Here is a 13770-nt window from a genome sequence, read left to right on the forward strand (position 1 = left end):
ACAACAATTAGAACGACTGGTTGGCAATGGACAGCGAGTTGCTTTGTTGGTTACCCACACCGGCAGCCACGTTGACGCCCAGGTTGCCACTGCCACCATTCACCGAACCGCTCAGGGTTGCAGTGTTGGTCACAGGGTTAGCCCAGCCAGTTGGAGTCAGCACTTGATAGGAGTAGGTGTTGCTCAAATCAAATGAACTGCTTTCACTGAAGCTTCCCGCTTTTGCGAACTCGGATTCGGACGATTTACTGGCCGATTTTTCGAACGAGGAGGAGTTCGATTTCTCGAACGACTTATCGAACGATTTTTCGAACGACGAATCGCGCGATTTGTTGTACGCAGATTCACGAGACTTGTCGAACGAGGAGTCGTGAGATCTGTCGAACGAGGATTCGCGCGATTTATCGAACGATTTGTCTACCGATACGCTAAGCGATGCGTCAAGCGATGCGGTAAGCGATGCTTCGGAACTCCTGCTGCGGGTGCGATCGCCATAGCCATTGTTGACGGTAGTGGAATGGGAAGCCGCCGCAGCAGCGTCCAAATTAGCGGTCAAGGAAGCATCCAGGGATGCACTCGAAGAACCGCTTGCACTGCTGCTGTTGGAACCGCTTGCAGAACTGCTGTTAGAACCGCTCGCAGAACTGCTGTTGGAACCGCTCGCATTGCTGCTCTTCGAACCGCTTATATCAACGCTAAGGGAACCGGCGGAATTAGAGCTCTTGGCACCGGACGCGGACCAGCTCGAAGAAGCGCTTTCACTGCCGCTAACCTCGAACGACTTATCTTTAGAGAAACTGCCGCTGGCCGTTTTAGTTACCGTAATGGTATCTACGCGATAGGTCCGATCAGCGTTGTTATTCACTGTCAGGCCAGGACCGCTTTGATTGGCAGAGGCGCTGGCTGTTGCGTTACCCAACGGGGCGTTGGAGTTGGCAATTGCCATGGTGTTTTTCTGTTGGTTAAGGTCGCCACCAGCAATGTTGACCCCCATATTACCGCTGCTGCCATCGGCCGATCCGCTCATCACAGCAGAGTTTTGAGTGCCGTAGTTCCACACCTTGTTGTTGTTGCTGTATTGCGTGACTCGAGCGCTGGCGTCGGCATTGCCGAACACGAAGCTGTTATCGAGGCTGGAGGTGGAACCGGCGTTTGCGATGGCGGCCGCGTTGTCTTGTTGGTTGCCGGCGCCTGCTGCCACGTTGACGCCGACGTTGCCGCTCGCGCCTGAGGCAGAGCTGCTCATCTCGGCTGAGTTCTCAGTCCCTTCGTTGTAGATGCGGTTGCCGGTACTGGTCTGCCTGTCGTGCGCAGTGGCGGTCGCGTCGGTATGGATCACTGTTGGAGGAGGAGTGTGGTGGCCATTGTGATGGTGACCACGCCGATCGTTCTGTCCAGCTTGTGCAGCAACAGCCAAGACCGCAGCGATTGCAAAAACCAGAGGTTTTATTGCCATCGAAGGTTTCATGGTGGTTCTCCGTACTTATTTTAGGTTAAGTGTTGTACCTACCTGTTTGGGTCAGTCCGTGACCCGTACGCTCAGGGTATTGGCCGTTCGGTTTCCCACCCCGGCGCTCTGATTCAACTGAATCACCCCACGGCTACCGGTGAAGGCCTGATCGCTGGTAGCGATCTGGCGATAGCCTGGTTCAGAGTCAGTTGGATCGGAGTTGATGATCAGCGTCACGTTCTGTTGCCTGAGGACGCTGTCGTCGATGCTTTGCGGCTGTGCGCCAATGCTTATTCGCACGGCATTGGCTTGCTGGTTGCTGGCGCCCGCGCTCTGGTTGACGCCCAGTACGCCGTTGCCGTGGCTGAAGGAGTCGCCTTGAATGCTGGATCGAGCATCGATCCTGGGGTCGACCACCGTACGCAGCCGTTGGCGGATCTGTGTGGTCGCGCTGGCTCCATGGCCCACGGCGATAGCCCGGGCGTTAGCCTGTTGCTGTAAATCGCCGGCGGCCTGGTTGACCCCGAGGTTGCCTTGGTACTGCGCGCCCGAACCGTCGATTTCGGCATTGTTGATGACGGGAGATTGGGCAAAGGTCGATGCACTGCAAAACATGGCGATAATCAGCAGCGTACGATTCATCTTAACGGTCTCCCGTTATGACTTTCAGAGCACCCAGGCCTTGCTGGACGCTTGAATTGACCATGTTGGCAATACCGTTGCCGGCATTTCCCGAACGTCCGGCGGGGAGGTTGGAAAGCTGGGTCTGGTTGCTGATATTGCCGCCCAGGTTGTTGGTGTTTTGAGTGACCAGGCGGGAGATGCCTGCACCACTGGCGACACCGGCAAAGTCGCCGTCGCTCAACTCGTTCGTTTGACTGAGGATTTGTTTGGACGGGTTGGCATTGGCGGTCGTGGGACTCGGATCGGGAATTATCGGCGCACGCGTTGCCATGCGCGGCTGAACATCGCGTTTGATAATGATGATGCCGTTGTCAGCTTGTACAGGCAGGCAAACACTTGAGCCCAATGCGCATCCGATCAGCAGGAGGCTAAAGAAGTTGTTTTCAAGTTTCCCCACGGCGGCAATTCCTTCTGTAAGTGGAACGCTGGCCCTTATAGCGTTGCGAGGAAGAGAGCAGAAGGTGTGCCGGTTTTCGTTTTTCTATTGAAAACAGTGGCTTGGCTTTAATTGTCGAGGTGGTCAATAAGTTTTGTAACGCCTCTGAGACAGATCCACGCAAAAACGCCGTCCAAGCAGGCGATATTGCTCGCTAAGGGCGCTGAAGGCAGGTTGTATCAGTGGCTTAACATATTCTTGCTGGAGTGCTTTAGCCGCTTTAGCTCGCGGGTTTGCGCAGGGGTTGGTGTTTCAGGAGTGGACGTTTTCGACAGGACGCGGTAGCGCTGTCAGGCTTTGAGCAGGCGCATCACAGCCTCGAAGGCTGCGTCCTTGCGCTGTTGCCAATCACCTTGCAGCACCTGGTAAGGCTGGCGGTGCAGGTCAAGCCATTGGCGGCTGGCCTGGAAAAACGCCTGGCGTTCTGCCAGTTGCGGTTGGCAACGCTGCCCGTCGTCATGCCAGACCACAATTTCAGGGCTCAGCAGCAAATGCAGGTCGTAGTGACGTGCCAGCAATGCTTGCTCGATCCACGTCGGGCAAGCGCCAAACAAGGTCTGGCTCCAGAGGATGTTGCTCAGCAAGTGAGTGTCGAGAATCAGCAAATGTGGCTGCCGGGCACGTGCCTCATCCTCCCATTTCAGCTGCCCTCGGGCGATTTCCGGAATGTCGGCCAGGCAGGTGTCTCGTGGGTTTTGTTCGATGAACCAGCGTACATATTCGTCTACCAGAACGCCGCCGAAATGCTGTTGTAACTCGGCTGCCAGCCAACTCTTGCCGCTGGATTCGGGGCCCGTGAGTACCAGAACTTTCATGTCCGCAACGCCGGATCGGCCCGCCATTCCCGCCAGCCTTGCACGGCAATCATTGCGAACAGTGCGTAGAGCCCGGCGGTCAGGTACAGGTCTTTGTAGATAAACAGCCCCACGAAGATCACATCCAGGGTGAACCACAGCGGCCAGCATTGAACGCGTTTTTGCGCCATCCATACCTGCGCCACCAGGCTGAAGCCAGTCAGCGCCGCATCGAGCCAGGGTTGTGCGGCATCGGTCCAGTTCGCCATTGCAGCGCCCAGCAACAGACTGCCAACCGCTCCAATGAACAGGCTGATAGCGATCGATTTACCGTCGAGCAGGCTGACCTGCCGACCATGGCGCGCGTCCCCCGCACGCGTCCATTGCCACCAGCCATAGAGCTGCAATGCGGCGTAGATCACCTGCAGGAGCATGTCCGAGTAGAGCTTCACCTCAAAAAAGATCCAGCTATAAAGCAGCACCATGACCAGACCGATCGGCCAGCACCAGGGGTTCTGTTTGACCGTCAACCAGACGGCAATGACACCGAGGGCAGCGGCGAACAGTTCAAGCCCGGACATGGAGGTTCCTTGGGGGAAGTCGAAGAGGGCGGCGATTGTACCCAGAGAGTTGAGGAAGGCGTTAGTCACCCTGGGCCAGGGTCGGCAGGGTTATTGTGGCGAGGGAGCTTGCTCCCGCTCGGCTGCGCAGCAGCCGCAAAGATGGCTGAGTCGTTTTGCCTGACAAAACGCGATGACCGATTTGAGGGCCGCTTCGCGCTGGAGCGCCAGCCCGGCCCAGCGGGAGCAAGCTCCCTCGCCACAGAGATGAATTTTGGCCGCTCGGTGGTTACACCCGGAACTGCTTGAGCAGTCCGTTCAATTGCTCACTCAATTCCTTCAGGTGAACGCTGGCCACGCTCGACTGTTCGGCCGCCAGCGCCGTGCTGTGGGACAAACCGGCCGCCTGGGTGACGTTCTGGTTAATGTCCTCGACCACATGCGCCTGTTGCAAGGTTGCGCTGGCGATGGAGGCGTTCAATCCGTTGAGGTTGCGCAGCGCCTGGGCAATGGCATTCAGGCTTGCACCGGCCAGGCCGGCCTGTTCGATGGTCAACTGCGAAGCACGGCTGCTGTCGCTGATCACTTTGACCGCCGCTTCGGAGTGACTTTGCAGGCGTTCGATCATCGACTGGATCTCGGCCGTGGACTTCTGGGTACGCTGGGCCAGCAGTCGCACTTCGTCGGCCACCACCGCAAAACCCCGACCTTGCTCGCCGGCCCGGGCGGCTTCGATGGCCGCGTTGAGGGCCAGCAGGTTGGTTTGCTCGGCGATGGAGCGGATCACTTCGAGGACGCTGCCGATCTGCGTGCTTTCGGCGGCCAGGGTACGAATCACTTCCACCGCCTGGTCGATGGTCGACGACAGCTTGTCGATCTGTTGCAGGCTGCCATCGATGTTGACCTGGCCTTGCTGCGCCTGAGACTCGGCATCGCGCATTTCGCTGGCGGCGTGCTCGGCGTTTTTCGCGACGTCGTGTACGCCATACGTCACTTCATTGATTGCCGTGGCCACCAGTTCCATTTGCTGGGACTGTTGCTGACTGCGTTGCTGGGCCTGGGCGGCGTCGTTGCCCAGTTCGCTGGAAGACTGGCCCAGGGCACTGGCGGACACTTGCAGTTCCCTGATTACGAGTCGCAGCTTGGCGGTGAAGGCGTTGAAGTGGCGTGCCAGTTGCGTGACTTCATCCTGGCCATGGGTATCGAGGCTGCGGGTCAGATCGCTCTCGCCACTGGCGATGTTGGCCATGGCGTTCACGGTTTCCTGCAGTGGACGCACGATGCTGCGGGCAATCAAAATCACCAGCAGCGCCATGATCAGGGCGATCACCAGCCCCACGAACGAGGCCTTCCAGACCTGGCCATAGAACTCGGCCTGCATGTCATCGATGTACACGCCCGAACCGATCACCCAACCCCAGGGTTCGAACAGTTTGACGTAGGAGGTTTTTTCTACCGGCGCGCTGGCGCCCGGTTTAGGCCAGCGATAGTCGATGGTGCCGGCACCCTTGGACTTGGCGACGGCAACCATTTCGTTAAACAGGGCAAAACCGTCCGGGTCACGGATTGCCGAGAGGTTCTGGCCATCGAGCTTCGGGTTGGCCGGGTGCATGATCATCACCGGCGTCAGGTCATTGATCCAGAAGTAGTCGTTCTGGTCATAACGCAGACCGCGAACGGCGCTCAGCGCCTGCTTCTGCGCAGCGTCGCGGGTGAGGGTGCCGGCAGTTTCGAGGTCGTGGTAATAGGTCAGAATGCCACTGGCGGTTTGCACCACATGCTGGGTTTTCTGAGCCTTGGCGTGGTACAGGTCATCGTGAATCTGCTTGAGCATCAAGACGCCCAACGTCAATAGCATCAGGACGGCCACGATCAAGATGAGCCACAAACGTCGGCTGATCGACATACTGCGCAAGCTGTTCATAACGCTGTCACTCCGGTTTCTTTTTCTTGTAATAAATGATCGCCAGCATCCAACCACACTTTGCCGATCGGTCATATCCGACCCAAGTCCAATAACGCGGCAGCGCTAATCGGGCTTGTCTGATAGGATTTCGGCCCCGCGCGGAAAAACCTGAGTCCAAGTTGATTTTTCACGGAATTTTGATGGTTCCGTCTGGATCCTGTGCGCGCGGGACTTCAGCTAGGCTGATCGCAGTAAACGTTCTGAACAAATATTAACGGGGCATGCCGTGGCGCATGGCTTCTTGGGGGATTGATGGATCTTTGGACTGCCTTTTCGGCATTGATACTTGGGGTTGTAGAAGGGCTGACGGAGTTTTTGCCGATTTCCAGTACCGGCCACCAGATCATCGTGGCTGACCTGCTCGACTTCGGCGGCGAACGGGCCATGGCCTTCAACATCATTATTCAGTTGGGGGCGATTCTGGCGGTGGTGTGGGAGTTTCGCCGCAAGATTTTCGATGTGGTTATCGGTTTGCCGACGCAGCCGAGCGCTCGACGCTTTACCGCGAACCTGCTGATCGCCTTCCTGCCGGCCGTGGTATTGGGGGTGATTTTTTCCGATTTGATCCACCAATACCTGTTCAACCCGATCACCGTCGCGACGGCGTTGGTTGTGGGCGGGATCATCATGTTGTGGGCCGAAAAGCGTCAGCATGAAGTGCATGCCGAAACGGTTGATGACATCACCTGGAAAGACGCCCTGAAAGTCGGCTTCGCCCAGTGCCTGGCAATGATTCCCGGAACTTCGCGTTCCGGCTCGACCATCATTGGTGGCTTGTTGTTCGGGCTGTCGCGCAAGACCGCTACTGAGTTCTCGTTCTTCCTGGCGATGCCGACCATGGTCGGCGCGGCCGTTTACTCGGGCTACAAATACCGCCACCTGTTCGTCCCGTCGGATTTTCCGGTGTTCGCAATCGGCTTCGTCACCGCGTTCATCTTTGCAATGATTGCCGTCAAGGGCTTGCTCAAGTTCATCGCCAGCCACAGCTACGCAGCGTTTGCCTGGTATCGCATCGCGTTCGGCCTGGTCATCCTGGCCACCTGGCAGTTCGGCTGGGTCGACTGGACCGCGGTCAAGCCATGAATGATGGTAGCGCGCGCAACAAGGCCGGTGGAGAGATCCGCAATCTTCGGCTGAAACTGTCGGTGTTTGCGGTCCTGTGCGCGCTGCCGCTGTACGGCTCGATGTCGTTGTGGCTGCACGGGGTTTCGGTGATTCCCCTGGCGGCGTACGGGGTCGTCAGCCTGCTGGCGTTCTTGCTGTACTGGAGCGACAAGCGCAAGGCGCGCGCCGACCATTGGCGCACACCCGAGAACGTGCTGCATGCAGTGGAACTCGCCGGCGGCTGGCCGGGTGCCTTACTGGCCCAACAGGTGTTTCGGCACAAGACGCGAAAGCTCTCGTTTCAATTGGTGTTCTGGATCATCGTGCTGATGCATCAGGTGTTCTGGATCGACCAGCTGTTTCTCGGCGCCCATCTGTTCGCGCTGTTTTAAAGCAGCAGTCCGACCTGGGTGCGCTTGGGCAACTTGCTCACCACCAATTGATGGGAACGCTGCAACAAGCCTTGCAGCTCTTCAGGGCCCAGCGGGTAGGGCGTTTCCATGATGATCCACTGAGCCCGCGCCAGATACGGCGCCGGGCGGATTCCCGGGCGGTCGCAATGACCGAGAAACAAGTCCTTGTCGACCTTGAACGCCAGGGATTCGCCCCGCAGATTCTGCAAGGCGAACATCTTGTTCCCCGCAATCGAAAACACCCGTACGCCACCCCATTTGTAGTCTTCCCGCGCACCCGGCAGCGCGAGACAGAATTGCGCGACATCCTCTTCGCTCATACGTCCAGCCTTCATATCAGTCGGTCCCCACAGGCATTGAATGATTCGATCAAATGGTCGAGCCAGGCGCGTACGGCCGGCATCACCCCGCGCCGATGAGGGTAGACCGCTTGCAGCCAGCCGCCAGGCAGCGACCAATCGGGCAGCAATTGCACCAGCGAGCCGTTTTCCAGTTCCTGCTCGCAATACATCATCGGCAGCATGGTAAAACCCTGGCCGGCGAGGGTGCAGGCCTTGCGCACGATAAAGTCATCGATGCCCAATCGCGCTTCGAGGGTGAGATCGCAGCTTTTGCCCTGTTGGTCGAGCATACGGATATGCACCAGGCGGTCGGCTTCCAGGGCGCCGAGCACGGGCAGGTTTTTCAGGTCTTCGGGGTGGCTGATTTCACGTCCGTGCAAAAAACCAGGGCTGGCGACCATTGCCATCTGCGCCTGGCGCAAACGTCGGGTGACCAGCAGCGGATCCTCATCGCCCAACTCACGCACCCGCAGCGCCACATCGACGCCCTCGGTCACCAGGTCGACGCGGCGATTGAGCAGCATGACTTCCAGTTGAACCTGAGGGTACTTTTCAAGAAATTTGCTGATCACCGTCGGCAACATCTCATGGGCCAGACCGACGGGGCAGGACACCCGCAAGCGCCCCCGAGGTTCGCTGGACATGCTGGCGACGGCTTCATCGGCCATCTCGGCTTCCAGCAGCATCGCCTGACAGTGCCGCAGGTAACGTTCACCCACGGCGGTCAACTTCAGTTGTCGGGTGGTGCGTTGCAGCAGGCGCGCGCCGAGACGCTCTTCGAGCTCGGCGATGCGCCGCGACAACCGCGACTTGGGAATGCCGAGCAAACGCCCGGCCGCCGCGAAGCCACCGGCTTCAACCACCTTGGCGAAGTAGTAGAGATCATTGAGATCTTGCATGGTGCGAGCTCGATTGTTCTATCAGTGGGACGAACTATCGCATTGTTGCAGTCTAATCAGCTATTGGTTTCGCCTGTAGGATTCTCCCCATCAGATCGCCTCGTAGCGATCCTCACCTGGAGATCCCACATGAAACTGCTGCATATCGATTCGAGCATTCTTGGTGACAACTCGGCTTCCCGTCAGCTGAGCAGCGAAGTCGTTAAAGCCTGGCAAGCCGCCGAGCCGACCGCCGTGGTGACCTACCGCGACCTGGCTGCCGATTCCATCAGCCATTTCTCCGCCACCACCCTGGTTGCCGCCGGCACCGCCGCTGAATTGCGTAACGCTGCGCAGCAGCACGAAGCCGAGCTGAGCGCCACTACCCTGGCCGAATTCCTCGCCGCCGATGCCGTAGTGATTGCAGCTCCGATGTACAACTTCACCATCCCGACCCAACTCAAGGCCTGGATCGACCGCATCGCCGTTGCCGGTCAGACCTTCCGTTACACCGAAGCCGGCCCTGAAGGCCTGTGCGGTGGCAAGAAAGTCGTGATCGTATCGACTTCCGGCGGTCTGCATGCGGGTCAGGCGACTGGCGTTGCTCACGAGGAGTACTTGAAAGTGCTGTTCGGCTTCATCGGCATCACTGACATCGAGTTCGTCCGTGCCCATGGTCTTGCCTACGGCGACGAAGTCCGCACCAAAGCCATGAGCGACGCTCACACGCAAATCAGCGAGCAGTTGTTCGCCGCTGCGTAAGGCTTCTGTAAAGAAAATCAAACAGCTCGAGCAACATCCAAAAAACTCTGTATTCTGATCACGCAAGTGCCAGATACGGAGTTTTTTGTTTCTGGCTGTTTCGGAATTTCATTAAACAGTGGCCCGAGTTATGCAGTCGAGGGTTAACGTCCCCGGTCAGTAGCCAGGTGGAGCCTCCCATGGTGCGTCTTTGTGCAACCTTACTGATTTGCCTGCTCAGCAGCCTGAATTCAGTGCACGCCGCGCCTGTGCCGCAGCCTCGCTGGAGCGTCGGTTTCCATGAGATGAGCTTTCTCGACCCTCTGGACTTGCAGCCGATGCGCGCCATCGCCTTCTATCCCTCCAGTGACAAGGAGCACTCCAGCATCCTCGAGGGCTACACGGTCGAAGCGGGCGAAGACACCCGAGTCGCCATCGGCCGTTTCCCGATGCTGATGCTGTCCCACGGCAACACCGGAACCCCGCTGGCCTTGCACGACCTGGCCACGTCGCTGGCACGCAAAGGGTTTGTGGTGGTGGCGGTGATCCACCCCGGTGACAACTCCAAAGACCACAGCCGCCTTGGTACGTTAAGTAACCTTTACGGTCGGCCTATCCAGATTTCCGAAGCTATTACCGCGACACTCGGCGATCGTATGCTCGCGCCCTTCGTCAATGCCGATCAGGTCGGTGTGATCGGCTATTCGGCGGGTGGGGAGACGGCGCTGATTCTGTCCGGCGCGACACCAGACCTGGACCGTCTGCGCCGTTACTGTCAGGAGCGCCCGGACGACCACGATGCCTGCAACACCCAGGGCGAATTGATTGCTGACCGTGATGACTTGCAACCGGTGGCTGACCCGCGGGTTCGCGCCTTGCTGCTCATGGCGCCGCTGAGCCTGAAGTTTGGCCGCCATACCCTGGCCGACGTGCATGTGCCGGTGCTGCTCTACAGCGGCGACGGCGACAAACTGGTGGCGTTCGACAAAAATGCCGCCGCCCTGGCGCGCAAACTGCCGATCGCACCGGACTTCAAGTTGCTGGCGGGGGCAGGGCACTTTGTGTTCCTGGCGCCTTGCAATGAAGAGCAGATCCTCGCCATGCCGGCGCTGTGTACCGATGCCGATGGCGTCGATCGCAAAGACATCCATCGCAACATGGTGTCCGAAGCCGGGCGTTTCTTCTCTCACGCGCTGAGCAAACCGACCCGGGCCGGAATGCAGACGGCGGATCAGTAATCAGGCGTTCATCGCACGACGTTTCAACAACAGCGTCAGGCCCAATCCTGCTACCGACAACAACGCCGCGCTAAAGAAAATCCACGTGTACCCCAGGTTCAACGCCACCGCGCCCATCAACGGCCCGGCAATCGCCAGCGCCAGATCGAAAAACACCGCGTATGCACTCAGTCCCGCCCCGCGACTGGAATTGGGCACTTGCTTGATCGCTTCGACCCCCAGCGCCGGATACACCAGCGACAGACCGAACCCGGTCAGGCCTGCGCCGATCAGTGCATAACCGGTCGAAGGTGCAAGCCATAGCAATGCAAGGCCCACCGTTTCAATGCTCATACAGGCAATGGCCGAGGTGAATCCACCGAAACGGCTGATGCTGGAGATGAATAGCAATCGCGCCAGAATGAAACACACGCCAAACACCGTCAGACAGTAAGCCGCGCCGGCCCAGCCACGACTGACGTAATACAGGGTAATAAAAGTGGTCAAGGTGCCGTAACCGATGGAGGCGAGGCTCAGGCTCGCGCCGAACGGTGCAATTCGCCCGAACACCGCCCAGAACGGCAGGCGCTCGCCGCGAATCACCGGCACCGAGGGTTTGTTTCGGATCAGCAACAGCGCCGCCAGCGCCAGCACCGACAGCGCGATCCCAAGACTGGCGAACCCCAGCTCGCCGACCATCACCACGCCCAGCGGCGCACCAATGGCGATGGCGCCATAGGAGGCGATGCCGTTCCAGGAGATCGAGCGCGCGGTATGTTCAGCGCCCACCTGACCCATGCACCAACTGATGGTGCCGACCCCGATCAAGCCTTGGGCAACGCCCAGCAACAAGCGGCCGGCGATCAGGACCACCAGGCTCAGCAACGGAAAGCTTTGCAGCAGCGTTGAGATCAGCGTCAGCACGCCACTCAACACAATCCCCGATAAGCCGTAAACAATCGCTCGCTTGGTACCGATGTTGTCCGACATGCGCCCGGCCATCGGGCGGCTGAGCAGGGTGGCCAGGTATTGCGAGCCGATGGTCAGCCCCGCGATGATCGCGCTGAAACCGAGCTGCTCGTGGACGTAGCCTGGCAATACCGCAATCGGCAGGCCGATGCAGAGGAAGGCAATAAAGGTATAAAAGACGATGGAGACGATCTGCCGAGTGATCGCCATGGAGCTTTGTGGGGGCAGTTGCTGCACAGACATGAGGGCTCGTTCGCGGGCGGCGGTAGGAGAACTGCATCATGGCGCGGGCATGAAATAAAAGAAAGCAGGCTAACTATATTCGTTGCACTTCTGGGCTTCATCGCGAGCAGGCTCACTCCTACAGGTGACCGCAATCCACTGTAGGAGCGAGCCGGCTCCGGGCGGCGTTCCGACGAAGGTTTCAGCACCACAGAATTATTAAATCCTGAAATGCAAAAAGCCCTGTCACCAGGACAGGGCTTTCTATTGAAGCAGGCTTACTTAGAACACAACGCCCTGGCTACGCAGGTAGTCGTCATATGTGCCGCTGAAGTCGATCACGCCGCTAGGGCTCAACTCGATGATGCGGGTGGCCAGGGACGATACGAACTCACGGTCGTGGCTGACGAAGATCAGCGTGCCCGGATAGTTCTCCAGCGCCAGGTTCAGCGCTTCGATGGATTCCATGTCCAAGTGGTTGGTTGGTTCGTCCATGATCAGCACGTTCGGCTTTTGCAGGATCAGCTTGCCGAACAGCATGCGACCTTGCTCACCACCGGAGATGACCTTGACCGACTTGAGGATCTCGTCGTTGGAGAACAGCATCCGGCCGAGGGTGCCGCGAACGATTTGCTCGCCGCCCTGGGTCCATTGTCCCATCCAGTCGAACAGGTTGCAGTCGTCTTCGAAGTCGTGCGCGTGGTCCTGGGCGTAGTAGCCCAGTTCCGCGGCGTCGGTCCACTTCACGGTACCGGCATCCGGGGTCAGTTCGTTGACCAGGGTGCGCAGCAGGGTGGTTTTACCGATACCGTTCGGGCCGATGATCGCCACGCGTTCGCCAGCTTCAACCTGGAAGCTGAAGTCCTTGAACAGTGTCTTGCCGTCGAAGCCTTTGGCCATGCGCTCGACGATGACCGCCTGACGGTGCAGCTTCTTGGTTTGTTCGAAACGGATGAACGGGCTCACACGGCTCGAAGGCTTGACTTCGGCCAGCTGGATCTTGTCGATCGCCTTCGCGCGGGAAGTGGCCTGCTTGGCTTTCGAGGCGTTGGCCGAGAAGCGGCTGACGAACGATTGCAGCTCGGAAATCTGTGCTTTCTTCTTGGCGTTGTCCGACAGCAGTTGCTCGCGGGACTGGGTCGCCACGGTCATGTACTCGTCGTAGTTGCCCGGGAACAGACGCAGCTCGCCGTAATCCAGGTCAGCCATGTGGGTGCACACGCTGTTCAGGAAGTGACGGTCGTGAGAGATGATGATCATCAGGCTGGAGCGCTGGGTCAGAATGTTTTCCAGCCAGCGGATGGTGTTGATGTCCAGGTGGTTGGTCGGTTCGTCGAGCAACAGCACTTCAGGATCGGAGAACAGCGCCTGAGCCAGCAATACGCGCAGTTTCCAGCCCGGGGACACTTCGCTCATCGGGCCGAAATGCTGCTCGATGCCGATACCCAGGCCCAGCAGCAGTTCGCCGGCGCGGGATTCGGCGGTGTAGCCGTCCATTTCGGCGAATTCGGTTTCCAGCTCGGCCACGGCCATGCCGTCTTCTTCAGTCATTTCCGGCAGCGAGTAGATACGGTCGCGCTCGGCCTTGACCTTCCACAGTTCTTCGTGGCCCATGATCACGGTATCGATCACGGTGAATTCTTCGTAAGCGAACTGGTCCTGGCGCAATTTACCCAGACGCACGTTCGGCTCGAGCATGACCTGGCCGCCGGACGGCTCGAGGTCGCCGCCGAGGATTTTCATGAAAGTCGACTTGCCGCAACCGTTGGCGCCGATCAGGCCGTAGCGGTTGCCCGCGCCGAATTTGACCGAAACGTTTTCGAATAGCGGCTTGGCGCCGAACTGCATCGTGATGTTAGCTGTAGAGATCAAAGGTTTTTCCTGCGAAGCATTCAGAGTAGCTAGGGTTGCGGCAGTACCGATTCAGTACCCGTTTCCGGTTTTCGAACCACAGGAAATGCATCCCGGTCAGAAGCGGAAGGTCCATCTGGCAAT

At 58.7% G+C, this 13770-nt stretch carries 14 protein-coding genes; 4 read left to right on the top strand and 10 right to left on the bottom strand.

The genetic code is table 11. The features are described 5' to 3' along the window. Nucleotides 1-7: 7 nt before the first annotated feature. The 6 genes from ABH912_RS04950 to ABH912_RS04975 all read right to left on the bottom strand — a co-directional run bounded on the left by ABH912_RS04950 (nucleotide 8) and on the right by ABH912_RS04975 (nucleotide 5848). Nucleotides 8-1468, bottom strand: coding sequence for a hypothetical protein (locus tag ABH912_RS04950; RefSeq protein ID WP_033055060.1), 1461 nt, complete (start codon nucleotides 1466-1468; stop codon nucleotides 8-10). Between the two features lie 51 nt (nucleotides 1469-1519). After that, nucleotides 1520-2092, bottom strand: a complete 573-nt coding sequence (locus tag ABH912_RS04955; protein ID WP_429509811.1) for an adhesin — start codon at nucleotides 2090-2092, stop codon at nucleotides 1520-1522. Between the two features lies 1 nt (nucleotide 2093). Then, complete coding sequence (locus ABH912_RS04960; RefSeq protein WP_033055058.1) at nucleotides 2094-2531, bottom strand: hypothetical protein; 438 nt, start codon at nucleotides 2529-2531, stop codon at nucleotides 2094-2096. 329 nt (nucleotides 2532-2860) lie between these two features. After that, on the bottom strand, nucleotides 2861-3385 hold the full coding sequence (locus ABH912_RS04965) for an AAA family ATPase (protein WP_429509813.1): 525 nt from the start codon (nucleotides 3383-3385) through the stop codon (nucleotides 2861-2863). Continuing rightward, nucleotides 3382-3945: a nicotinamide riboside transporter PnuC gene (gene pnuC / locus ABH912_RS04970; RefSeq protein ID WP_429509815.1), complete on the bottom strand. Its 564-nt coding sequence runs from the start codon at nucleotides 3943-3945 to the stop codon at nucleotides 3382-3384. Before pnuC ends, ABH912_RS04965 begins: the two co-directional genes overlap by 4 nt. 268 nt (nucleotides 3946-4213) lie before the next feature. Further along, nucleotides 4214-5848, bottom strand: coding sequence for a methyl-accepting chemotaxis protein (locus ABH912_RS04975; protein WP_429509819.1), 1635 nt, complete (start codon nucleotides 5846-5848; stop codon nucleotides 4214-4216). Between the two features lie 294 nt (nucleotides 5849-6142). Here ABH912_RS04975 and ABH912_RS04980 point away from each other — a divergent pair, with 294 nt between their 5' ends. Then, a complete protein-coding gene (locus ABH912_RS04980; protein WP_033055054.1) occupies nucleotides 6143-6973 on the top strand; it encodes an undecaprenyl-diphosphate phosphatase in 831 nt (276 codons plus the stop codon). Continuing rightward, nucleotides 6970-7386: a DUF1294 domain-containing protein gene (locus tag ABH912_RS04985; protein ID WP_429509820.1), complete on the top strand. Its 417-nt coding sequence runs from the start codon at nucleotides 6970-6972 to the stop codon at nucleotides 7384-7386. The genes ABH912_RS04980 and ABH912_RS04985 overlap by 4 nt, the downstream gene beginning before the upstream one ends. Here the strand turns inward: ABH912_RS04985 and ABH912_RS04990 are convergent. Both ABH912_RS04990 and ABH912_RS04995 read right to left on the bottom strand, forming a co-directional pair. Continuing rightward, on the bottom strand, nucleotides 7383-7742 hold the full coding sequence (locus ABH912_RS04990; RefSeq protein WP_008149946.1) for an MmcQ/YjbR family DNA-binding protein: 360 nt from the start codon (nucleotides 7740-7742) through the stop codon (nucleotides 7383-7385). The two genes, ABH912_RS04985 and ABH912_RS04990, sit on opposite strands and share 4 nt — an antisense overlap. Then, a complete protein-coding gene (locus tag ABH912_RS04995; protein ID WP_033055051.1) occupies nucleotides 7739-8647 on the bottom strand; it encodes a LysR substrate-binding domain-containing protein in 909 nt (302 codons plus the stop codon). The genes ABH912_RS04990 and ABH912_RS04995 overlap by 4 nt, the downstream gene beginning before the upstream one ends. Before the next feature lie 129 nt (nucleotides 8648-8776). Between ABH912_RS04995 and ABH912_RS05000 the strand changes: the two genes are divergently transcribed. Both ABH912_RS05000 and ABH912_RS05005 read left to right on the top strand, forming a co-directional pair. Beyond that, entirely contained in the window at nucleotides 8777-9388 is a 612-nt protein-coding gene (locus ABH912_RS05000; protein WP_429509822.1) for an FMN-dependent NADH-azoreductase, read from the top strand. Between the two features lie 179 nt (nucleotides 9389-9567). Next, entirely contained in the window at nucleotides 9568-10605 is a 1038-nt protein-coding gene (locus ABH912_RS05005) for an alpha/beta hydrolase family protein (RefSeq protein ID WP_033055047.1), read from the top strand. On the opposite strand, the gene ABH912_RS05010 is transcribed toward ABH912_RS05005, so the two are convergent. Both ABH912_RS05010 and ABH912_RS05015 read right to left on the bottom strand, forming a co-directional pair. Then, nucleotides 10606-11796, bottom strand: a complete 1191-nt coding sequence (locus ABH912_RS05010) for an MFS transporter (protein ID WP_033055046.1) — start codon at nucleotides 11794-11796, stop codon at nucleotides 10606-10608. 261 nt (nucleotides 11797-12057) lie between these two features. Beyond that, complete coding sequence (locus ABH912_RS05015) at nucleotides 12058-13647, bottom strand: ABC-F family ATPase (protein WP_080943075.1); 1590 nt, start codon at nucleotides 13645-13647, stop codon at nucleotides 12058-12060. Nucleotides 13648-13770 lie beyond the last annotated feature (123 nt).

It is taken from the genome of Pseudomonas sp. BT76 TE3572 (genome assembly GCF_050435365.1).
Classification (GTDB): domain Bacteria; phylum Pseudomonadota; class Gammaproteobacteria; order Pseudomonadales; family Pseudomonadaceae; genus Aquipseudomonas; species Aquipseudomonas fluorescens_W.